Source organism: Nostoc sp., from assembly GCF_036917465.1.
In the GTDB taxonomy this organism is placed as follows: Bacteria; Cyanobacteriota; Cyanobacteriia; order Cyanobacteriales; family Nostocaceae; genus Nostoc.
In genome coordinates this window covers 74,091-96,209 of sequence record NZ_JBALDL010000065.1, presented here as the reverse complement: position 1 = coordinate 96,209, position 22,119 = coordinate 74,091, and the positions used below count along the sequence as shown (strand labels likewise).

25 protein-coding genes are annotated in these 22,119 nt (G+C 42.3%); 7 read left to right on the top strand and 18 right to left on the bottom strand.

Translation table 11 applies throughout. The features are described 5' to 3' along the window. Positions 1 to 15: 15 nt before the first annotated feature. From V7K38_RS14560 to V7K38_RS14535, 6 genes are all read right to left on the bottom strand, one after another. Positions 16 to 135: a photosystem II reaction center protein J gene (locus tag V7K38_RS14560; RefSeq protein ID WP_012411803.1), complete on the bottom strand. Its 120-nt coding sequence runs from the start codon at positions 133 to 135 to the stop codon at positions 16 to 18. 71 nt (positions 136 to 206) lie between these two features. Continuing rightward, on the bottom strand, positions 207 to 329 hold the full coding sequence (locus tag V7K38_RS14555; protein ID WP_094332364.1) for a photosystem II reaction center protein L: 123 nt from the start codon (positions 327 to 329) through the stop codon (positions 207 to 209). 8 nt (positions 330 to 337) lie between these two features. Then, entirely contained in the window at positions 338 to 475 is a 138-nt protein-coding gene (gene psbF, locus V7K38_RS14550) for a cytochrome b559 subunit beta (RefSeq protein ID WP_012411801.1), read from the bottom strand. Between the two features lie 9 nt (positions 476 to 484). Further along, complete coding sequence (psbE, locus tag V7K38_RS14545; protein WP_094339825.1) at positions 485 to 733, bottom strand: cytochrome b559 subunit alpha; 249 nt, start codon at positions 731 to 733, stop codon at positions 485 to 487. A 192-nt stretch (positions 734 to 925) separates the two neighbouring features. Further along, complete coding sequence (locus V7K38_RS14540) at positions 926 to 1,945, bottom strand: photosynthesis system II assembly factor Ycf48 (protein ID WP_334858767.1); 1,020 nt, start codon at positions 1,943 to 1,945, stop codon at positions 926 to 928. Positions 1,946 to 2,046: 101 nt separating this feature from the next. Next, positions 2,047 to 2,382 carry a rubredoxin gene (locus V7K38_RS14535; RefSeq protein WP_334858765.1) on the bottom strand — a complete coding sequence of 112 codons (336 nt, stop codon included), beginning with the start codon at positions 2,380 to 2,382 and terminating at the stop codon, positions 2,047 to 2,049. A 337-nt stretch (positions 2,383 to 2,719) separates the two neighbouring features. On the opposite strand from V7K38_RS14535, the gene ndhC reads away from it, so the two are divergent. From ndhC to V7K38_RS14520, 3 genes are read left to right on the top strand one after another with little or no spacing between them, the layout of a single operon-like run. Then, positions 2,720 to 3,082 carry a photosynthetic/respiratory NAD(P)H-quinone oxidoreductase subunit C gene (ndhC, locus tag V7K38_RS14530; RefSeq protein ID WP_094333328.1) on the top strand — a complete coding sequence of 121 codons (363 nt, stop codon included), beginning with the start codon at positions 2,720 to 2,722 and terminating at the stop codon, positions 3,080 to 3,082. Next, positions 3,073 to 3,810: a photosynthetic/respiratory NAD(P)H-quinone oxidoreductase subunit K gene (ndhK, locus tag V7K38_RS14525; RefSeq protein ID WP_334858764.1), complete on the top strand. Its 738-nt coding sequence runs from the start codon at positions 3,073 to 3,075 to the stop codon at positions 3,808 to 3,810. Before ndhC ends, ndhK begins: the two co-directional genes overlap by 10 nt. Further along, a complete protein-coding gene (locus V7K38_RS14520) occupies positions 3,803 to 4,330 on the top strand; it encodes an NAD(P)H-quinone oxidoreductase subunit J (protein WP_334858763.1) in 528 nt (175 codons plus the stop codon). Before ndhK ends, V7K38_RS14520 begins: the two co-directional genes overlap by 8 nt. A gap of 14 nt (positions 4,331 to 4,344) precedes the next feature. On the opposite strand, the gene V7K38_RS14515 is transcribed toward V7K38_RS14520, so the two are convergent. Then, complete coding sequence (locus tag V7K38_RS14515; protein ID WP_334858762.1) at positions 4,345 to 4,497, bottom strand: hypothetical protein; 153 nt, start codon at positions 4,495 to 4,497, stop codon at positions 4,345 to 4,347. Between the two features lie 330 nt (positions 4,498 to 4,827). Between V7K38_RS14515 and V7K38_RS14510 the strand changes: the two genes are divergently transcribed. After that, positions 4,828 to 5,142 carry a hypothetical protein gene (locus V7K38_RS14510; RefSeq protein WP_334858760.1) on the top strand — a complete coding sequence of 105 codons (315 nt, stop codon included), beginning with the start codon at positions 4,828 to 4,830 and terminating at the stop codon, positions 5,140 to 5,142. A gap of 85 nt (positions 5,143 to 5,227) precedes the next feature. On the opposite strand, the gene V7K38_RS14505 is transcribed toward V7K38_RS14510, so the two are convergent. Beyond that, the gene (locus V7K38_RS14505; RefSeq protein ID WP_334858759.1) at positions 5,228 to 6,259 is read right to left on the bottom strand and encodes a hypothetical protein; all 1,032 of its coding nucleotides are present in this window, start codon (positions 6,257 to 6,259) and stop codon (positions 5,228 to 5,230) included. A 353-nt stretch (positions 6,260 to 6,612) separates the two neighbouring features. On the opposite strand from V7K38_RS14505, the gene moaA reads away from it, so the two are divergent. Beyond that, positions 6,613 to 7,599, top strand: a complete 987-nt coding sequence (moaA, locus tag V7K38_RS14500) for a GTP 3',8-cyclase MoaA (RefSeq protein WP_334858757.1) — start codon at positions 6,613 to 6,615, stop codon at positions 7,597 to 7,599. Between the two features lie 114 nt (positions 7,600 to 7,713). Here moaA and rpsD read toward each other — a convergent pair whose 3' ends face one another. Further along, on the bottom strand, positions 7,714 to 8,322 hold the full coding sequence (gene rpsD, locus V7K38_RS14495) for a 30S ribosomal protein S4 (RefSeq protein ID WP_334858756.1): 609 nt from the start codon (positions 8,320 to 8,322) through the stop codon (positions 7,714 to 7,716). 468 nt (positions 8,323 to 8,790) lie between these two features. Between rpsD and V7K38_RS14490 the strand changes: the two genes are divergently transcribed. Next, entirely contained in the window at positions 8,791 to 9,438 is a 648-nt protein-coding gene (locus tag V7K38_RS14490) for a hypothetical protein (protein WP_334858754.1), read from the top strand. Between the two features lie 371 nt (positions 9,439 to 9,809). On the opposite strand, the gene hetR is transcribed toward V7K38_RS14490, so the two are convergent. From hetR to V7K38_RS14450, 8 genes are all read right to left on the bottom strand, one after another. Next, positions 9,810 to 10,709: a heterocyst differentiation master regulator HetR gene (hetR, locus tag V7K38_RS14485; RefSeq protein WP_334858753.1), complete on the bottom strand. Its 900-nt coding sequence runs from the start codon at positions 10,707 to 10,709 to the stop codon at positions 9,810 to 9,812. Between the two features lie 1,689 nt (positions 10,710 to 12,398). Then, the gene (locus V7K38_RS14480; protein WP_334858752.1) at positions 12,399 to 12,554 is read right to left on the bottom strand and encodes a hypothetical protein; all 156 of its coding nucleotides are present in this window, start codon (positions 12,552 to 12,554) and stop codon (positions 12,399 to 12,401) included. Beyond that, a complete protein-coding gene (locus tag V7K38_RS14475; RefSeq protein WP_334858751.1) occupies positions 12,555 to 14,882 on the bottom strand; it encodes an EamA family transporter in 2,328 nt (775 codons plus the stop codon). A gap of 690 nt (positions 14,883 to 15,572) precedes the next feature. Further along, positions 15,573 to 16,862, bottom strand: a complete 1,290-nt coding sequence (locus V7K38_RS14470; protein WP_334858750.1) for an inorganic phosphate transporter — start codon at positions 16,860 to 16,862, stop codon at positions 15,573 to 15,575. 379 nt (positions 16,863 to 17,241) lie between these two features. Continuing rightward, complete coding sequence (locus V7K38_RS14465; RefSeq protein WP_334858749.1) at positions 17,242 to 18,288, bottom strand: zinc-dependent dehydrogenase; 1,047 nt, start codon at positions 18,286 to 18,288, stop codon at positions 17,242 to 17,244. A gap of 58 nt (positions 18,289 to 18,346) precedes the next feature. Next, positions 18,347 to 18,616: a hypothetical protein gene (locus V7K38_RS14460; RefSeq protein WP_334858747.1), complete on the bottom strand. Its 270-nt coding sequence runs from the start codon at positions 18,614 to 18,616 to the stop codon at positions 18,347 to 18,349. Positions 18,617 to 18,764: 148 nt separating this feature from the next. Further along, positions 18,765 to 19,199 carry a PIN domain-containing protein gene (locus V7K38_RS14455; protein WP_334858745.1) on the bottom strand — a complete coding sequence of 145 codons (435 nt, stop codon included), beginning with the start codon at positions 19,197 to 19,199 and terminating at the stop codon, positions 18,765 to 18,767. 1 nt (position 19,200) lies between these two features. Further along, a complete protein-coding gene (locus V7K38_RS14450) occupies positions 19,201 to 19,668 on the bottom strand; it encodes an excisionase family DNA-binding protein (protein ID WP_334858743.1) in 468 nt (155 codons plus the stop codon). 331 nt (positions 19,669 to 19,999) lie between these two features. On the opposite strand from V7K38_RS14450, the gene V7K38_RS14445 reads away from it, so the two are divergent. Then, positions 20,000 to 20,515: a GNAT family N-acetyltransferase gene (locus tag V7K38_RS14445; RefSeq protein WP_334858742.1), complete on the top strand. Its 516-nt coding sequence runs from the start codon at positions 20,000 to 20,002 to the stop codon at positions 20,513 to 20,515. A 53-nt stretch (positions 20,516 to 20,568) separates the two neighbouring features. Here the strand turns inward: V7K38_RS14445 and dacB are convergent, their stop codons facing one another. Beyond that, positions 20,569 to 22,032 (bottom strand): D-alanyl-D-alanine carboxypeptidase/D-alanyl-D-alanine endopeptidase, encoded by a 1,464-nt coding sequence (gene dacB, locus V7K38_RS14440; protein ID WP_334858741.1) that lies wholly within the window; start codon positions 22,030 to 22,032, stop codon positions 20,569 to 20,571. Positions 22,033 to 22,119: the final 87 nt, after the last annotated feature.

Sequence of the window (22,119 nt, the reverse complement as noted above, 5' to 3'; positions counted from 1 at the left end):
TCAAACTAACTAATGTTAAATTGAAGAACCGAGTCCGGCATAGGCACCATAAAAGAAAATGCCCAAGACTGTAATTATACCTAAACCTGCGATCGTAGCGACGACCCACAGGGGAATTCTCCCACTTCCAGACACAGCTTTTCTCCTCCCTTAACAACAAATCAACACAGGTTCAATTAAACAGAAATTAACTACAGTGGTTCCAGTTAGTTAAAGAAGTAACTAGAAAACAGAATCCCCAGAACGAAAACTAGTAGTAGTCCCAGGTATAGCGAAGTCCGGTTTAATTCAACCGGCTGATTATTGGGATTAGGCGATCTTTCTGCCATAATTGCTCCTAACGGTGAATAAATTGCATTGCGGCGATCGCGCCTAAAAAGAATACAGTTGGTACACCTAATGTGTGTACTGCCAGCCATCTAACGGTAAAAATGGGATAGGTAACTGGTTGATTGATGTTATTGCCACTAGTCATGATTTCAAACTACTTTCCAATAAATTGTTCAACTTGTTTTTTCGCTTCAAAACGGTTCTTCACAATTGGCACTTCTTGCCGCGCTGGTGTGAAATACTCATTGGGACGAGGTGTACCAAAAGCATCATAGGCCAACCCAGTTTGCACAAATAGCCAACCCGCAAGAAACAATGCTGGAATGGTGATGCTGTGAATTACCCAGTAACGAACGCTAGTAATGATGTCCGAAAACGGACGTTCTCCAGTGGTACCTGACATTTAGATCCCTACCTTATACATAGAGTGTTATTGAGTTTATTATCCTACAAAGTTAAGAAAGAGTTACAAGTTGCAAAGTTCTTCTCAGAAATTGTACGTTGGGAATGGGGGATTGGGCATTGGGCATGGCTCAAGAATCAATAGTTATTCTTCCCCTGCTCCCTGCTCCCCTCTCGCACTCCCTCTTACTCACTAAGCTGCTTCTGGGGAAGTTGTTTCAGGGTTTGGGAGATATTTGAGCAAAACGCCGCGATCGCCAATTATAAATCCCCGTTCTGGCTCTAAGAACACAATCTTGTACAAGTTAGCAGCAACTTCTTCTACCTCACGGTCTTTTTCCCAGGTTTGGCCACCGTCGCCACTTCGTAACAAATTACCGCTACCGCCACCGATCCAAATTTCATCAGGTGTTCGATATGCCAAATCCAGTAAACCCCAACTGGTGGATAACTCTGGATATTTTGCCTTTTGCCATTCTTCAGGTTTACTTGGATCGCTAAACTGAATTTGACCTCCTCTAGCTAGCAACCACAATTGCCCGTTGTCAGCAAAGCCCATATTTTCTACCCGCCGAGAACTATTGCGGTTATGGGGAACCCAAGCATCTTGTCCCGGTTCCCAAGTCGAATAGAAACTACCCTTAGCCGAAACCGCTACATATTTACCATCAGCAGAACGTTCTATGTTACGCACCACACCGACTGCTGATTCCACCTGGGCTTTCCAGTTTTTGCCGCCGTCTGTGGTTTTATATATGGCTCCCACATCAGTAGCCATTTCAGCCGTATTGTCTGCTAGTGCCTTAACTGCGATCGGGCTACCAGGTAGCTTTTCGCTCAGGGGAATACGCGACCAAGAAGCACCTTCATCGCTAGTATGCAGTAATAGTCCTGGTTCTCCAGCAATCCAGCCTTCTTTACCTGCAAAACTTACTGAATCAAAGCGATACTTTTGCTCATCCAGTTGCAGAATTATTGGTTTCCAGTTATTACCACCGTCATTGGTTTCTAATAGAGTGGCATTGCTACCTACTAAGTAACCATGCTCAGGGTTATTAGTAAAAGCAATATCCAATAGATTCGAGTCTGTTGGCACAGAAATGATTTTCCAGGGATTGTAGCTAACAGAGGGGATTTTGCTACAACCTATGCACATGACGACTACTATGAATAAGGCAGCTATTCGTTGCCAGCTTTTTACAATTGAATGCATCAGTATTTCTTATTTGTTTCTAAATTTTTGTAGAAGTCGTCAGTCAGGATGCTAGGCAATCCTGGGTTTTTCATTTTGAATTTTTAATTGCTTAACGGCTGTCACTGTAAGCCGTAGAGACTGATAAAAAACAAGAAGCCAAGAGCCAAAGCGCCAAAAATTAGGATATTCTTTTGGGTTGGCGTTAGGTTATTGACACCCAAACCGTAACCGAGATTTTCTTTGAACCCGGATGCAGTACCCGCCGGGCCAACATTGGCAAAAGCGGTTTTTTTAGCACTACAAACTGGACAGCGCCAATTTACGGGCAGGTCTGCAAAGAGTGTCCCAGAAGGAATATCATCTTTGTCGTCTCCCTTTTCGGGTTCGTAAACATAACCGCAGGCACGACACTCGTAGCGGTCTAATACCGGAGTCTCAACAGCTGGTTCGCTCATGGCTAGGGGCCTCGCAGAGGAGAATTCTTAAATATACGTTAAAAATTATGACATAATTGTTTGGCTTTTCTATCACTATCAAAAGCTAATTAAATACTTGAAGTGTATCTGTTTCCCAGATTTCAGAAAAACCAAACAGATATAATGTAAAAGAAAGTTACGCAGTTTGGGGATTGGGGATTGGGAATTGGGAATTGGGCATTGGGCATTGGGCATTGAGGCAGGAGGGAGATAAAACTCCTAACTCATAACTCCTAACTCCTAACTCATAACTATTCCCCACTCCCCACTCCCCACTCCCTACTTTAAATACTCCATAAGCGGTAGATAACTCATTGTGTTTGTCCTCAGCGGTTACGAGTACCTTCTAGGCTTCTTCATCATCTGTAGCCTAGTACCTGCCTTAGCGCTCTCAGCTTCCAAGCTTCTACGACCCAGTGGTTACAGCCCAGAACGTCGCACTACTTATGAATCTGGCATGGAACCGATCGGAGGAGCTTGGATTCAGTTCAACATCCGCTACTATATGTTTGCTCTGGTCTTCGTCGTCTTTGATGTGGAGACTGTTTTCTTGTATCCTTGGGCGGTAGCTTTCCACCGTTTGGGGCTATTGGCATTTATTGAAGCGCTAGTCTTTATTGCAATTCTTGTAGTCGCTTTAGTTTACGCATGGCGTAAAGGAGCTTTGGAATGGTCTTGAATTCTAACTTAACAACTCAGGACAAAGAGCGAATCATCAACCCGATTGAGCGGACTACAATCACTCAAGACCTTTCAGAAAACGTCATTTTGACGACAGTTGATGACCTCTACGACTGGGCGCGGCTTTCTAGTCTGTGGCCGTTACTGTTTGGTACGGCTTGCTGCTTTATTGAGTTTGCAGCTTTAATTGGTTCCCGATTTGACTTTGACCGTTTTGGACTAATTCCCCGTTCTAGCCCCCGCCAAGCCGATTTAATTATTACAGCAGGGACTATTACAATGAAGATGGCTCCCCAATTGGTGCGTCTTTATGAACAGATGCCAGAACCGAAGTATGTAATTGCGATGGGAGCTTGTACCATTACTGGCGGGATGTTCAGTGTTGATTCTCCCACGGCAGTACGCGGAGTCGATAAACTGATTCCTGTGGATGTATATTTGCCTGGTTGTCCTCCTCGTCCAGAAGCAATTATCGACGCAATCATTAAGCTGCGCAAGAAAATATCCAATGAATCGATGCAAGAGCGGTATAAAATTAAGCAAACCCACCGCTACTACAGCACGACTCATAATTTGAAGCCAGTAGAGGAAATCTTAACTGGTAAGTATTTGCAGTCAGAAACTCGCTATGCACCACCGAAGGAATTGGCGGAAGCGATCGGTATGCCGATACCACCTGCACTGCTGACAGAAAAGGCGCAAAAGGAGGAACGAACCCGTGGCTGAAGAAGAATCTCAACCAGTAGCAGCCAAAGAAGAGGCATTGGTACAAGCGGGTAAAGTTTCCCAGTGGTTAACGGAAAACGGCTTTGACCATGAGTTTTTGGCACCAGATAAAAATGGTGTAGAGATAATTAAGGTGGCGGCAGATTTCTTGCTTCCTACCGCTACAGCCCTTTATGCTTATGGGTTTAATTATCTCCAGTTTCAAGGTGGTGTTGACCTTGGGCCAGGACAGGAATTGGTAAGTGTGTATCACTTGACTAAAGTGGCTGATAATAGCGATCGCCCCGAAGAAGTCCGAGTTAAGGTGTTCTTACCACGAGAAAACCCCGTAGTGCCTTCTGTGTATTGGATTTGGAAAACCGCAGATTGGCAAGAGCGCGAGTCTTACGATATGTTGGGCATTATCTACGAAGGACATCCAAATCTCAAGCGGATTTTGATGCCGGAAGATTGGGTAGGTTGGCCTTTGCGGAAGGATTACATCTCGCCTGATTTCTACGAGTTGCAAGACGCTTATTAAATATTGCTGAGTTTCTAGCAGTGATTTAACCCCTTTCCGGTGGCGGAGAGGGGTAGTTTTTTTGCGAGCGCTTTTTTGTAATAACCTTCATGCAAGCGATCGCCCTTTGTAATATAAATGAAGCTGTGGGTGCGTTGGCGTAGCCTGTCGTATACATCGCTATTCACAATAACCTTTACGTAAGCGATCGCTTCTTATACTCAACCAAGCTGTGTGTGCCTTGGCGCTAGCCCACCGAAGGTATCGCTTTTTCCATCATCCTCAATACCCACACCCAAAAATAAAGAAATTTGATTCCCTAGCGGGATGGAAAGCGAGGGATTTAAAAGATTGTAATGTAATACATGTTTCGCATTGAGGTAGAAGATTGTTGTGTGCCAAATCTTTATTAATTATGTACAAAAGTGAAACTCTATAAACTCTGATAAAAAATAAAAAACTGATTATTGATCCTAGTTAAGTCACTATTAATTCTTGTAAAAAAGGAGCAATTCAAGATGAATAATATTTGGGGCTGGGCTAAAGGTTTGGGAGTTGTAATAACAGGTTCAGGTTTAATAGTTATTTCTGGAAACTCTGCTATTGCTGCAATGAACCAAAGTACTACTCTACCTGAAAACTATAATGCATCATCAGGAGAGCAAAGTAGTAATGCTAATTACAGTATGGACAATGATAAAACTCAAACTAAAGGCAAAGATACTGTTGAGAAGAAGGAAATTAAAACGTTGGTAGAAACAATTCCAACTAACGAAATTTTAATCGCGGATTGTATTATTACTAGTCAAGGTATGGTTTGTAGTTTGCCCTAAGCTATAACCCAGATGTCAAATAATAATTAAGAAACTATAAGCGGTATTTTTCACATTCTGGTGGGGGAGAATAACTCCCTACTCCCTAACTCGTCTCCTGAATTTGCAGACGTACAGTGTGTTCAGTCGTACCACTAAGTTGCAATTCCATGATTTCACCACCCAGAGGTTCCAAGCAAGTGAGGAGCGATCGCAAATTGGGTGTACTTGCGCCAGTATCTACATATAATCGATCTGCTAAATTGCCGATTCGTTTCCAAGTCATGTAGAGTTTAGCGATCGTTTGTTCAATCTGCGATGCTTGATTTACCAAATCAGCAGCAATGCTCAAACAGCCGACTCTTTGCGCCTCTTCTAAGGCTGTTTCAATATCAACATTTTCCTGCGTCAGCGCCTGGACTTGAGCGGCCCCTTTGAGATATTTGGCCAAGTTACGCGCTTCGCTAGTTACCTGTTTCAGAGTATCCACATCAGGATTAGCAGCAATTTCCTTCTGGATAAACTTTTGGTGCGATTCTGGCAGTTTTTCCATTTCCTTTACCAGAGGAGCGATGTAGCGCGGGGGAAGGGTGTTATCTGCGGCTTTTTCTCTGACTGACTCAGGTAATAAATCTGAAGACATGGCTGTCCATTCATCGCTGAGTTGACGCACTTCGCGTCTGGTGATGCGATCGCCTTTTTGGGCCGCTTCACTCACCATTTGTTGAACTTCTGGCGATGCTTTGGAGGTTTCAACAAAAGCCCGTTTACTAAAGTTGTTCACAGAACTGGGATCGAGTTTACCGTCTTCGATGAGAGTATCGGCACTATTGGCCAGTTGAATCCAGGCATAAGCTTGACTTTTGCTGATTTCCCGCTCTTTTAACCATCGCAAAAAGCCAGTACCGCGTCCGTCACCACCCACTTTTTCTCTGTCGCGGATCGCCCGTAAAATTCGCCCCCGCCAGATTTCGGTTTGCAAATCAAAGCGATCGCACACCTGCCAAGCTATTTCTAGCTGCTGTTGAAAATCTGATTCTAGAATCTGTTCATCTTCTGGATCGGGCAGTTCAAAGCTGATATCTGCTGGCTGTAGTAAAGCAGCAGCAAGGTCGTTGATGGAGTCGGTGTCTTGCACGATTGATGACTAACTAGTGGATGCGATCGGCTTATTATGCCACAATCTGTGGTCTCTCACTTAAGGGGGAGTACGGTATTTTGAGTTACAACAAATAATAGTAGGAAGGGGACAAGGGAATGGCGGGACGAGGGGAAAACCCTATAGATAAATCTGTAAGCTGCTGAAAAATTTGATGTCCAGTTCTTTGTTGCAAGCTATCAAGGGAGCAATTTTTATTATTTTCCATAAAAAATGAATTCATGGGCTGCTGAAACCGTGTGGACAATGGGTTTTTCTTTTTTCCCCTTGTCCTCTTCCGTAAACCACTTTTGTAAAGTCTTAAATTAATCAGAGACAATAAAAATAAAACGATGAACCAGGTAGACTACCTCCGCATTAGCTTAATCGATCGCTGCAATTTTCGTTGTCAATACTGTATGCCAGAGGGAGTAGAGCTGGATTATATTCTCAAGCAACAGCTATTAACTGATGAGGAGTTACTCACCTTAATTCAAGAGGTATTTATTCCAGTCGGCTTTACCCGATTTCGTTTGACTGGGGGTGAACCCTTATTGCGTCCGCGTGTGGTGGATTTGGTAGGCGCGATCGCATCTTTTCCCCAAACTCAAGATATCTCAATGACCACCAACGGTTTTTTGCTGGCTCCGATGGCACAAAACCTCTACACTGCTGGTCTGCGAAGAATTAATATTAGTCTGGACTCTCTCGATCCCGATATTTTCGATCAAATTATTGGAAATCAGGGGCGTTCTCGTTGGCAACAAGTTTGGCAGGGTATTCAAGCTGCCCATCACGTTGGATTCGACCCTTTGAAGCTGAATGTGGTGGTGATTCCTGGCGTTAATGACCACGAAGTTCTAGATTTAGCCGCCCTAACAATTGATAAACAGTGGCACGTTCGATTTATCGAATTTATGCCTATTGGTAATGTAGATTTATTTGGCGATCGCGGTTGGGTATCTTCAGCCGATTTACGGCAACAAATCCGCGATTGCTGGGGCTTGACAGAATCTCAAGTTCGTGGTGCTGGCCCGGCTGATGTCTTTCAAATTCCTGGTGCGAAGGGGACACTAGGATTTATTAGTCAGATGTCAGAATGTTTTTGCGATCGTTGTAACCGGATGCGCCTGAGTGCTGATGGCTGGCTGCGTCCCTGTTTATTAAACGAAACTGGTCAAATAGATTTAAAAACTGCTTTGCGTTCTGGCACTAGTACCGCTCAATTACAAGAGCAAGTGAGCCATTTACTCGGAATCAAGCCAGAAATTAACTTTAAAGGGCGTGATTCTGGCATTATTGGTACATATACTCGCACTATGTCACAAATTGGTGGTTAGTCATTGGTCATTTGTCATTTGTCCTTTGCAAATAACTAAGGACAAAGCGCAAAGTCTGAGCGGAGGTTTCCTCCGATCAGAACTTTGTAAGAGATGACTAAGGACAAATGACTATTAGGCTTGTCGTGAGTAGTATTCCACCACAAGTAGTTCATTAACTTGTAATGCCACCCATTCGCGCTCAATAACGCTGTTGACTCTACCAACCAACTTATTTTTGTCAAACTCCAAATGACTGGGGAGGTTTGCCAAACCAGGATATTGCAAGTTAGCTTCCACCAACTTCCGTGATTGTGCGCGATCCCTGACTGCAATTACTTCACCAGGACGGCATTGATAGCTGGCAATATTCACGACACGACCGTTAACAGTTACGTGACCGTGATTTACTAGTTGACGCGCGCCTGGGATAGTTGGGGCTATACCCAAGCGGAAAACGGTATTATCCAAGCGCATTTCTAGCAATTGCAGCAATACTTGTCCGGTAGAACCAGTAACACGTCTGGCTTTACGCACATAGCGGAGCAATTGTTTTTCAGTCAAACCGTAGTTGAAGCGGAGCTTTTGCTTTTCTTCTAGACGGATGGCATACTCAGAACGTTTTTTACGGTTCTGACCATGCATACCGGGTGGGTAAGCGCGTCTAGCGCTTTTGCGAGTCAATCCTGGTAGGTCGCCTAAGCGACGGACAATTCTGAGGCGGGGCCCTCTATATCGGGACATGAGTTTCCTTAATCTAATCCTGTTTAAACTTTACCGAAACATTCTATTTTGACACTCCCCTAATTTTTAATCAGGGGATTCTTGGTTTTTTGAAGCTGCTTACCGAGGTAAGACGTATCTCACCAAGGTAGACGCATCGATTTTTGCGCCAGTTGCTTTTAATCGGTAAACCCGACAAACTAGCCTCCAAGCCTGAATTCCGACCTGTCACGCCGTACTCCTGCCCATAAGTTTTTTGTGTTTATTTAGTTTCGTAGACTACTCAATCATCAGATTGGTTTACGCAGTATTCTTACTCTGAAATACTTTTTACGTTGTCTACTTATCTTTCAAACAGTTATATTAACACAATTTCCGGAATAATTAATTATGTCTATACCTTGCTGACGCTGAAATTATTGAATTACAGAGGATTTTTAAAATATTTGAGTTAGCATAACCTTGGGTGTTTGGAGAATGGCAATGTTAATGAGCAATAAAGCGGTTAATAGAGGTATGAACAAACAAGCCAGTTCCACCTCCAGGAATTTCATAGTACCAGTTTTGGCTATAGCTGGATTGTTGACAACGATCTTACCTAATCCAGCGATCGCTGCTACCTACAACAATGATTATAGTGTCTGTGCAGGTCGTCTCCTCAAAGCAGGCGTAACGGCAGAAGCCGCTTCACTTAGTTGTGCAGCAGCGCTACGTCCAAGGGATTTGGCTGCTTGCGTGGTTAAAATTAAAAAGGATACCCAAATTGCCGCAACAGATGCGCTTTCTTCTTGTGGGAGGGCCCGGCGACCTGAAGAGTTAGCTACCTGTGTAGTTGGTGTCAGCTTAAGTACTAAGGAAGAAGCTAACCCGGCAGTTTTAAATTACTGTGGACGTAGTTTGTTACCCGTGCGCTTTGGGCAGTGTGTGGTAGGGTTGCGTAGTCAAATCGATGTTCCCCCTCTTCAAGCATTAGATACTTGTATCAGTGCTGATGATAGTGTTATCGGTGCTTCATCTTCAACACCGCCGACCGTAATTCCTGCGGGATCAATTCCAAGTAACGAGACTATACCATTTCCAACCCAACCGACTGTTCCAGTACAACCGACTATTCCAGCGCAACCCCGCGCTAATTAAATTACAGTGCTTTGTAATTAACTGAGAATACAGGTTAATTAGTAGGGTAGGTGTTTCAATACCACCCTACTATAATCTCAGCAAGTTGTTGCTGTTGTATACTAATTTTTTCAAGATTATAAATCTGATAAGCCGTTGGCATAAAGCCACAAAATCATATAAGATACATATCTGTAAATTTTTAAGATTAGTAGAGATAAATATTTTAACTAACATAAAAACAATACAAAAGTCACAAAATTGCTTGTGACTTTTATACTACTAATAGAGTATTAAAATGTAAGTATACCAATCATACCCCTACTTTGAAGCAAGGGACAAAAGCAGTGAAAAGCTTATAAAGTAAGCTTTTTGAGTTTTGTGTAGTACTACTAGTCTTTTCTTTCACCAAAAACCGTCTGTAAAACTACTGGAATACCACCGTCTTGATGATATTTATCTGCCCAAGCACGGATAACTTCATCCAATTCTTCCATAGCCTGCTCCATTTTTTCCGGGAGGATATCGAGTTCTTCCAGTAAGCGCATGGCATTTCGCCGCCGTTCTGCCCAATTTTTCATCATGCGAAAATACCGAGCAGTATCTTCTACCATGATGTAGGTACGTTCTTGATCGTCTGCTGGGGCATAAAAAGGACGAGTAAGTGCGTAGAAGGGCATTCCCCAAGGAGAATCAATGCGTGTTACCGTGCCTGAGTAGAGTAGACGGCGCTTGATATGCTCGCCCAAAGCTTCACTCAAAGGCATTTGGTGTTCGGTTGGCAATTCTTCTTGCGATCGCCTATGCAAAAACTCGATCAAATCTAGAAACTCAAAAGAGCTAACTAACTGGGCATCTGGTAAGTTACTTGGCAGTTTCTGCTCAATATGTCTTTTTTCTTCACTTGTCAGATTCGTACCAGGAACGCGCGATCGCCCCGGTTGCCAAGGATATTTTTCTAGCCAGACGTAAGGCAATTGAATCAAATAGCGAGGTTCTTGAGAACCCAACATTTTTAACAGTTTGCCTTCTGTTAGCGCCTGTCTGACTTCTTCTACAATAATTTTTACGCGTTTCGGCTCTAGGTGGTGCAAATGCCCTGTCATTCGCAGGTTTTGCCCCTGCTCTAGATAGGTCATGTAAATTGCACACTTTGCTGCTGTTGCGGCTGCGTCTAAGAATGCCCCATGCCTGTGCCCACTCGTCCGCATGGCACTAAAAGCCAGATAAAGCATGATCTGATCCATCGCACTGGGGTCAAGACGTTTGATCAGATCTATGTCGTTACTCATATTACAGACAATTGAATAGCACGTTTACAAAGTTTTTAATCGAGTGAGAATAGGTAGTATACACCTGGCTGAAGGCGGTTTTTTCACTTCAGATTATATTAGTATGCGATAACCATAAAATTGGTGGTAGCACAAACTACCATTTTCGCATATTTTCTAGTACATAGTCAGATTTAGTTGTTGTTAGAATAACTGTCTCTGCATCTGACTGAAAAATTACAGATATCACCAAGTCCAACTTTAGGGCAGTTTACCTCCCAAAAGTTAACTGTGTTGCAAATAATCTACAAAGCTTTTAACTTTTCTGGGATTATTTTCATCTTTCAAGAGCAACAACGTCAAACTGCTTATACCTAATTATGGCACTATATCGACTCGGAGGAAAAACTAGTTTGCGTGGTTCATCTGGGGTATTTGTTACTCGAAAAAGATGGTTTTTATTCAGCTTTTGTGAATTATTTGTAGTACACAGGTGGCCCAGATCGTTAGCAGTAATCTCAAAAAAAACCGCTTACCAGGTGTAGCAAGATTCAGAGGTTGAGCTATATGGCTCGTTGTTAACTATCATTTTGTTCACAACCTCCTGTGATGTCTCGGCAGTATAAGCCGTTGGCTTGAGGGAAGATCGGAGACATCAAGTAGAGCAGTTAATTCCAATTTTAAAGCACCTATTTTTCTTTCAAATATCGCTTTTTATCATACCATTCTTTTTTACTTTGGGAATAAAATTATGTATTTTAAAGTTTATAAAGGATGAGTATTTACATGTTTTATATTTTGACTAAATCAAGGTTTGATGATATTTCTATTTTGACTCTTAAACTAAGTCTGATTTATCTTTTTGTGTTGATGATTTGACACAGAAAGCTGCGATTGATTCAGTCTGAATCGCATAACTATCATGCTTTGTTGCTCGTGCTAATCAACGAAAAATTAGTTAATAGGCATATATATAATAAAACATGTTGGATTCCATCTGATGATTATTTAGAGATTGTTTTTCAAGAAAATTATATTTTTTTCATGAAAGAATTTTAAAATTTCATGATTTCACTAATTCATCGTCGGCTTGAAAGTATATTTTGACATCGCTGTTTTATATACTTGAGAGACTGGAATTGCGTAGATAGTCTGTTATTAAAAAAAGACGATAATCCGCAGCAGGCTACGATATAAGCTTCTTTCTCTAAGCATCTGGGCGATCGCAGACTAAGTTCACTAGTACACAAAGGCATTAATAAAGATACCATCTCCCCAACCTCAAAAACATAGAAATGAGGGATTTTAAATTTCGCATTACTCACAGGGTTTATCGTAGGATAAGGTAATAGTTGTTTTGCAGGCGATCGCTCCATATATGCATGTAACTGAAAAAACGGGTTACTCTCAACCCTTCTAGTACTTCTTCATCTCCTAGTTCCAAAATGTGCTGCAATGGTCTTAACTCCTTGCAAATCTTCTCTTTGAGCAAATACTCGCGCTCAATTGCTTGAGTCAGTACTACTCGTACTGCTTATATATACGTGTTTTCCCTACCTGTATCAGGCTAAATCCCTAAAAATATATTACAAGGCAAGTTATTCTGATTACTATTGGCTTCAGGTAGGGACAATTCATGAATTGTCCCTACCGTGTGTAGTTGCGTAAGTCATAATTAAGTGTTATTTGCACCCATACCACAGTCCTAAATTAACCGTGAAAATTTAAGATCCCCGACTTCTTTAAGAAGTCGGGGATCTTTGATTTAGATAAATTCCAAGTGGGCGGATTATTGTCAGGATTGATGCCGAGAGTAATAGGAGGTAAACTAGCACCCACTACACCTAAACTGATTGAACTCGCCATTTAATTCGTGTTACTTGAGGGTTTAGCCTGATTTCGCATTGTTTCCAGACTGAAAGCAGCTGCACCAAAGGTTACTAATAACACTCCCATAATTTGCACAATATCTAAATTTTCTTGAATGATTAACCCAGCGAAAATCACTGTTAAAACTGGGATGCTACCACCGATAATTGCCGATCGCGAAGCACCTAGTTTACTAATACCAACATTGTTCAGCAAATAGCCCGCAAGAGTCAGCACACCCAAGATAAATGCACTTAAAACCAGTTCTAGCATCTTAGAGGAGTCAAAAACTATCAAGTTCCAATTGCTCGGTAAAGGTAGCATCAAGCAAATAAAGCTCAACAGCAACATGGTAGCGAAGTTAATTAAAGTAAAAGTCACGGGATGCAGCTTGCTAGCACATACTCGTGTCAGAATTATGTAAGCAGCAAAAGCTATACCCGAAAGAATGGCGGTGCTGCTTCCTAGTGAAGGATTACCCATACTGGTGTTGGGAGAACCCCCTAAAACCAACAATTCACCACAGCAAATAGCAGCGATCGCAGCGAAGCGGAATGTGCTGGGGCGATCGCGGAACAGAAACCACGACAATAATCCACTAACCATTGGGTAGATAAAGAAGAGTGCGATCGCCATTCCAGTTGTGACTTGAGCGATCGCAATATAGATTAGCACCTGAGACAAAAACAAAAAGCACCCACTTACAACCGACAACAGCAAAATCCGCTTGGTAGCTTTATTAGTAGCTGTGGGATTTCCTCGCACTGAAGCAGCCAAATTTTCTAAGTCTTGCCATAGTGTTGGATGCAATATGGGAGATAACAATACCATCAGTGGTACTACTACCATAAACCGGAGCGTCAAAATTAACAGAGTATTGCCCAAAGTCGGCGGTAGCAGGCGTTCTACATCTAATACTCCAAAAATTTGGGAACCTTGATGAAAAATTACCTTGATGGCTATGTTGTAAAGCGACGATATCACTGCCGATGAGACAATCAACAAGAAACCTATTTGCAGCTGCGATGAGCCGGAGGAGTTACGCGATCGCGATTCTGGGGGTTTTGCTTCCACCTGCGGCTCTAGCGCAGTAGAAGGTGGGGATTTCGGTTTGCTCTGCGACAGCCTGCGGAGAACAGAAGCTGGTTCAGCAGCATTTCTTCTGCGTAAAGCTTGAGGTTGTATTACTTCCGGCTGTGACACAGATCCAATAGGAGGCTCTGATGTAGTTTCGCTTTCTGACAAATCCTTATTGAGGACAGAAATCGGTTCAGCAGTATTTTCCTTTGATGGTATAGGAAGCTCTGATGTTGTTTCCTTTTCCGACAAGTCTTTGCTAGGGACAGAAATCGGGTTAGCGGCATTTTCTCTAACAACGGGAGACTCTGATGTTGTTTCTCTTTCCGACAAGTCTTTGCTAGGGACAGAAATCTGGTTCGCAGCGCTTTCTCTAACAATGGGAGGCTCTGATGTTATTTCTCTTTCCAACAAGTCTTTGATGGAGACAGAAATTGTGTTCGCGGTGTTTTCTCTAACAACGGGAGGCTCTAATGTGGTTTCTCTTTCTTCTAAAAATTGATTCGGGATCGCGGAAATTGGCTCAGAGGAATTTCTTACTACTTCGCTAAAGGTTGGCGGGGATGTCTCAGAAGAATTGTTTTTTTCTGGCTCAGTAAACTGTAAAACAGTAGGCGTACTTGCTGCTGGTTTGCGTGAAGCTTCTTCTATAGTTTTTTCTAGTTCTCCATGCAGGCGGTTAACAAACTCCGCCAAAATCGTTTCCCCTTGCTGCTGCTGGCTATACATCCGTGACAACTGTTGGGAAAGATTACTTTGATAGTTTTTTAGCTCCTGCTGTAGCGAGTTAAAAGTAACAGTAACGGTATCATCCAAGCTGTCAAACATGTGTTCGACTTTTTCATTGATTTCACCTACTACATTGCTGCTCACTTCAGCAGACTTTAGCGCAGCTTGTTCGTAAGACTTACCCTCTACGGTTTGGTTAGCTAAAGTTGCCAGAGAGGATTGCAGTTGTGAAGATATATGTTTTGCCAGAACTTCTGCCAGTTGCCGAATTAAGACTTGCTGCTCAGTAATTTGGCGCACTTGTTGCAGATGCTCTTTTTCCTCTACCAAACTTTGAATTTCATCGGATAACCGATTTTTTTCTGACTGAAGCCGCTTTACGTCTTCCTGCAACGCTCTAAGAACATTCTGCTGAAGATTTTCTAAGTCTTCAACTACAGCCCAAAGAGCATTTTCTGCTGCTCTAGATAGCTCACCTCTGACTCTCGGGTTTTCTGGTTGCTTCTCGAATCGCCCCATTAGCTTCTAACCTCTAACATCTTGACGATAAAGCTGCTTCCCGTACGCTTTATTGGCGCTCATCCTAATTTCCTGTATTTTGTCAGATAAATTAAAAATTTTAACAGCACTTCCGCATTTCAACGTAATTCTGCCATACTGAGCACAACTTGGCAAAGCATCAAATCTGCCCTATTGCTGAATACGCAGTGTTTTTCAGTATTCACAAGTATTTAGCCATTGGATTTTGGACTCCGCCTTACTCAGTCGAACAGTTTTGGATTGTCGGTATGGCTGCAACTAGCTGGAAATGACACCTTTTTGATTTTTGATCGATTTAATTTACATCAATATATTTGCCAATGAGATTTTTACTTTTAAATCAATCTCACTCCAAAGAGATATTTATTGTTTTGCTGGCAATAGTAATTGTCGGAGACTTGCAGATCCGTGCGCTTGGGCGGAAAGTTGTCTAACTTGCGAAACTAGCTATAAATTCCTGTGGAATGTAACTTGTGTGACAGTTTATATCTCTAAATGGAGATTAAAGTATCTTTCTGTGGAAATTCAAAGTTACGCTATTCCCCTGTACAACATTCTAATGAATGAGCAGCAATTCTGCAAAAACACTCTTTTTTGGCGTTCTTGCAGTCTAGGTTCTACTTTTAGTAGATTTAGTAGACAAAAAACTTAGAAAAATATTAATAATTCTTAGAGAAATAAAATTCGGGCGATGCTAAAGATGGTAGCGCTAAGTAAAGCACTGACGGGGATTGTAATTAGCCATGCGGCGGCAATGCCTTTTAGTGTTTGGAACTTAATCGACTTGATATTTTGCACTAATCCAATACCAACTACACCGCCAACGAGAGCGTGGGAAGTGGAGACTGGTAAACCTAGCCGGGAGGCGATGAGGATCGTAGTAGCAGTAGCAAGTTCGGCACAAAATCCACTACTAGGTTGCAAGGCAATGATGTTTTCGCCAATGGTGGCGATGACTTTTTTACCCCAGACAGCTAAACCACCAACAATACCAGCACCACCAAGGATTAAAATCCAAATGGGGATGGTGATACCATCTGTAGGTACGTTACCAGTGCGATTGATGTAAACGATCGCAGCTAAAGGAGCGATCGCATTTCCCACATCATTAGAACCGTGAGCAAAGGCTACGAAGCAAGCACTTAGCAGTTGGAATCGGGCGAATAATCTTTCTACGGGATTAGGGATTGGGGACTGGGGACTGGGGATTGGGGATTGGGTAGACTTTTCTGTTTTTCCCAAATCTTCTAATTGTCGCCAACTAATGATTGTGAGTCCAACTGCTGCTACTGCACCCATTAACAGTGGGATGTCGTAAGCAGGGATTGTAAAACCAAGCTCAATTACAAAATTGGTTAGCGGTTCAGTTAGGGATGGTAATACAATTACGCCGAATACGCCTAGCAACGCAGTACTCAACCAGGGAATCCATTCTTGTAACTGGACTAATTGATTGGGTTGATCTAAAATCCAGTGTTTGATTAGACTGTAAAATAAAGCAGCGATCGCACCACTAATTAATGGCGTTAAAACCCAGCCAATGCTGATTAAGCCAATTGATGGCCAATCAATTGCACCTACTCCCAAAGCTACCCAACTAAATCCGGCGATCGCACCGACAACCGCATGGGAAGATGAAACTGGTAAACTCCGTGATGTAGCAATTTGTAACCACACACCACACGATATTAGTACCGTTACCATTCCAATAACGAATATTTGGGGTGTAGCTGCGAATAAGGCGGGATTGGCAATTTTCGTCGCTAGGGTTTCCGTTACCTCATGTCCAAACAACACAGCACCCGTAAACTCTAATACTCCAGCAATTACGATCGCTTGTTTGAGAGTTACAGCTTTGGAACCGACGGAGGTTCCCATCGCGTTAGCAACATCGTTTGCTCCGAGATTCCAAGCGACGTAGAAAGCTAGTAAGGCTACTGCAAGTAAGGTAATAAGCATTTTTTTGAGGCTGATAGGGGATAAGAGAAGCAGAACTTACGCAGTGAAAACTTAAAACCTCGATCCCCCCTAACCCCCCTTAAAAAGGCTACGGTGTACACACATCTCTGTATAAACCCAAAATCGTTGGAGATCCCCCTAAATCCCCCGATAAATTGGGGGACTTTAAGAGACTTTTGCCCCCCAATTTATCGGGGGGTTGGGGGGATCGGCTCTGGGGCAACTCTAGAAGACTTGTGTACACACCGTAGCTTAAAAAGGGGGGGAACCAAAAGCCCCCTTTTTAAGGGGGTTGGGGGATCTCTTGTGCGTAAGTACTAGGCAAGAAGATACGAGAACGCAAAGAATAATTTCCCTGCGTCCATATATCTCCGTTATTTTATGGATAAATTAAGATTTTGTAAGTATCCGGCGTGGGTGCGATCGCTTGCTCCACAGCTGCTGATAAATCTTTTAATGGATAGCGATCGCTTATTAATGCTTGCACATCAATTCGCTGATTAAATACAATATCAGCTGACAGATTCTGAAGCCGATAAGATGAGCTATAACTACCGATCAAGTCAATTTCTCGACGGTAGAGGATATTCGGATTAATGGGAATTTCCACCTCATCGGGGAATTCGGCGAAAAACAAGATTTTTCCCCCTTTACGGGTACAGTCGAGTGCTTGAAAGAAGGCTTTCTCACTAGGAACAGCTAGCAGGGTGACATCAACACCAAGTCCACCAGTTAAGGCATGGATTTTTGCTGTTAAATCAGCATCACGCGCATCAAAAGCCGTTTCTGCACCGACACTCAAGGCTTTTTCAATTCTAGAGGGTAGTAAATCAGTAGCGATCGCTTTTGCTCCAAAATATTTTACTAACATGATAAACATTAATCCAATTGGCCCAGCACCAGTAACTAATACAGTTTGTCCTGGGGCAATCTGCGCTTTTTTCACCGCTTTCAAGCAGCAGTTAGTCGGTTCGACAAAACTCGCTTCTTCAAAACTGATGCGATCAGGGATCGGAATCAGCCCGCCATTTTGCACAATATGTCCCGGAACCTTGACATAATCGGCAAAACCGCCACCACTGGCGTTAAAGCCTGCGGTTGTGGAAATGTTTTTATAGACATCGCACATAGAAAAATTGTCACTTAGGCAGTAGGCGCAACGCATACAAGGGATGTGGTGCATCACCGCTACCCGTTGTCCAACTTGCCAACCTTTGACATCATTGCCTAATGCTGCGATCGTGCCGGCAGTTTCATGTCCAAAAATGCGCGGCGGTTCGTATAGTGGATAACGAATTTTCTTAATATCTGACTGACACAACCCCACAACCCGCACCTGTACCAGCACTTCATCTGGTTCTAGGGTTGGAACTGGGATATCTTCGTAAGATAGTTGATTAACGCCTCTAAATACCTGTGCTTTCACGTTGGTTTTTCCCGCTCAACGATACTAGATGTAACATTTAGTGGGAACATTTAAGCTATCAGGTTTGTGATTTCTGTGTTTTTGCTTGTTCTAAATTTTGCTCTAAGTTTTGTTCAAAGATTTGGAATGCCTCAACATCCACCTCTGAAAGATATCCCCCAATAACCCCATTCTCTAGCCTGAGAATCTCACCCCGGTTATCCTTAGCAGTAATTGTTAAAATTCCTTCTTTTTGCCAAAGTCGATACCGTTCGCCCTCAAAGCACCTACCACCTTCTGGTGCTTTCTTTGCAAACTGACTCTTCAAAGCTTTTTTGGCAGTTTGCACAATTTCGTCACAATAAAATTGGCAGCGAATACTACAAGTAAATTTTGGTACTCTATTCTTTCTTTTTAAATTATTTTTTTCCAACTTATCAAGGGTTTCAGGAACACTCCTTGGAAGTTTAAGGGCATTAGACTGCTCCCAAATAATTTTAATTCATTGTTCCTGGATGTTGCTCATCAAGGTAAACCAAAAAATCATCTGGATGCCAAGCCTCAATCTCATAAGGAGCTAAAGATTCTACAGGGAAGTCATCAAGGTTAGTAGTAACAATGACTTCTGCTTTAGCAACTATAGCAGCAGCAACAACATGGCGATCGCCTGGATGGTTTGTCATTGCTGCAACTAAATACTTTGGCACTTCCACCATTGCATCAGGAAAGTTTGTCTTGATTTGTTCTTGAAAGTATGCTGCCTTAGCATCTGTTTTCATTCTTCCATCTTTTACAAGGTTACGAGTAGCACCATCCAGAATTTCTTGTGAAAAACGAAGTTCGTATAACTCTGCCTCAGCAGCACGCATCAAGGTATCACACAAAGGCATAGGGTAGATGACACAGGAATCCAAAACAACCGAGAGTACCATTTTACTGATCTAATTCGCTACTGTCGTCATCATAGAACCCCTCTTCTTCTAAAAACTGAGTAAATTGCTTAAGTCCTTCCCTACGCTGACTATCACGCCGTTTCTTATATTTCACCAAATCCTCAAAACGAACACGCCGATGTGTTCCTACCATGATGTGGGGAATTTCTCCCTGTTCTAATAACTTAATTAAATGAGGACGTGAAACTTTAAGAAAGTCTCCTGCTTGTTGAGTCGTCAGTTCCCGATCCTGAATAACTACAGATACGACTTTACCTGATGCCATTGCATGAACAGCCTGATGCAACACCTGATACACCAAATCAGGAATGGAAATTTCTTCTCCGTTAGTTCCTACTAGTTTCGCCTGAAAATCTTTAACGTTCAGTATGCGATCCAGTTCTTTGATAGATTGCGCTTCTTGCTCTGGAGGCATTACAGACTCTGAAAGCACACTATATCTAGACATCGTGGTTACTTCCTCCTGTGTTGTGGGACTTTACGCCGTCACTTCTATTCACTATCTTATAATACACACTACATAAACGAAATATCCGAAAAATAAAACAAACTTTGCAAGCTAACCCTTGTGGATGATTTTGACGAGGATAGCGCACTGCGATCGCAATATTTCAGACTCTTGATGTCTTAGTTGTTGGTGGGAGAACTGGAGGAACTGCGGCTGCTATCCAAGCGGTGTTACGATACCACCTTTTCTAAGAGAGAAGGGTGTGTTATGGCTTCCGTAACGCTGTATTATTTTTGAATATTTTCTCAAGATTTTCTTCGAGACGCTAGCAATGACTATTCGCCATGCGACTGAAACTGACTTGCCTGCAATTGTGGCAATTTATAATTCTGCAATTCCTAGCCGCATGGCAACTGCTGATTTAGAACCAATATCTGTGGAAAGTCGCCTTTCTTGGTTTCAGGCGCGATCGCCTTCACAACGCCCACTTTGGGTAATCGAAGTAGACGGAGTAATTGCTGGATGGCTTAGTTTCCAATCCTTTTATGGGCGGCCTGCCTATAATACGACTGCCGAAATTAGTATTTATATAGCCCCTCAATTTCATCGCTGTGGTTTGGCACGACAACTATTAGTACAAGCAATTAGCGAAAGCCCTAGTTTGGGTTTAAATACCCTACTATGCTTCATTTTTGCCCACAATCAGCCCAGTTTAAACCTTTTTGAAACATTCGGTTTTCAACCTTGGGGACATTTACCTAAAGTTGCCGAAATTGATAACGTTGAACGAGATTTAGTCATTATGGGACTTAGAATTATTGACAGATACTGCGATCGCTTAAATTAGTTACCAGAGTAGGCAAATTTAAAGACACAAAATTTTGTATCTCTAAACATTTGTTAACAACGCTTCAACTGCGTTAATAACACAACAACTTCATCAATTGCTTGCCGCACAATTGTTGCAGGCTGCTCTGATTGATTCACAATAATACTAAAAACCAACGGTTCATATTTAGATGAATTCACATATCCAGATAGAGAAACTACACCCGTTAACGTACCTGTTTTTGCTTGTACAATACCCTCAGCAGATGTGTTTTCAAAGCGCCCTTTTAAGGTTCCACTTTTACCCGCTACGGGTAAAGATGCACGATACACATATCCTGCTGGTATTTTTGCCACTCCTCGCAAAGTTTGTACAAAAGCTTCTGGTGTCACTAAATTACGACGTGATAAACCAGAACCATCTACTAAAATATAATTTGCTGGATCGACTCCTAATTTAGTTAAACTCGCTTTGACAACTTCCAAACCTACATCAGCGCTAGTCTTAGTTTTCACTCTGGGTTTTTCCCCAGCTAATGCTCTCAATAGTGCCTCAGCATAAAGATTATTACTATTCTGAAGAGTTTCTATTAATAATTCAGATAAAGGTGGCGAATCTACAAATGCTATTTCCTCTTGATTAAGACCACCACTGACTGCTAATGTTTGTCCCAAAGGAATTTTTTCTGTTGCCAAAGCAGCACGGAAGCGCCGTAAAAAGTAATAATTAGGGTCAACTACAGGCAAATCTATTAAAGACGGTTCAGAATTTGTTGTTAGTTGTCCTTGAATTCGTAATACTGTTCCTGATAATTCGCGGGTAACGTTGACGTAAGTTGGTTGATTTTGGGCAACGGTTATTGACTGATTAATTGTCCGCCACTGTTTCGCCTCACCAGGATCAATCCACACTACTTGTAAAGATTTACCTACAGCCTGCGGTACAAGTTTTAAGCTAAAAATATTTTGATTTAGAATAAAGCTGCTGACTGGTGCGCCATAGTCTGACTGCACATCTTCCCATTGCCAGGTGGAGTTAACAATGTCGCCTTGAATATAACTATCATCAGCTATCAACCTCTGAATTTGAGTAATACCTTTCTGTTTTAGCTGATGTGCTAATGTTTGCAGTTGAGTATCAGTTAAACTGGGATCTCCTCTACCGACAACACGTAAAATACCATTGCCATTCTGATAAATAGAGGTGCGAATCCGAAAATTAGCACCTAATTGGTGCAATGCAGCTGCTGTTGTCAACAATTTGAGGTTAGAGGCCGGAATAAAATATTTCTGAGCATCCCGACTATAAAGAGTTGACCCCGTTGACAGGGGTTGTACCAAAATTCCCCAGCGCACCCGACTAAACAAAGGACGATTGATTACAGCATCTATAGCTGTCCCTAGTTGGGTAGAGCAAATTGATTTTGTAGTGGTTGTTGGTGCGACTTGGGTTTGTGCTTTGGCTGCTGGCTGGGTAACACCAATTTGAGTACCCAGAAACAGCAGCATCAAGCCAAAAGAAATTTTTCTAGTCATCACATAGTTAGTAAAACTACTTGATGATAATACCTTGGTGTGGCATTTTTTTACGTCAGTTCGACGGGAGGATTCCAAATATTTTTT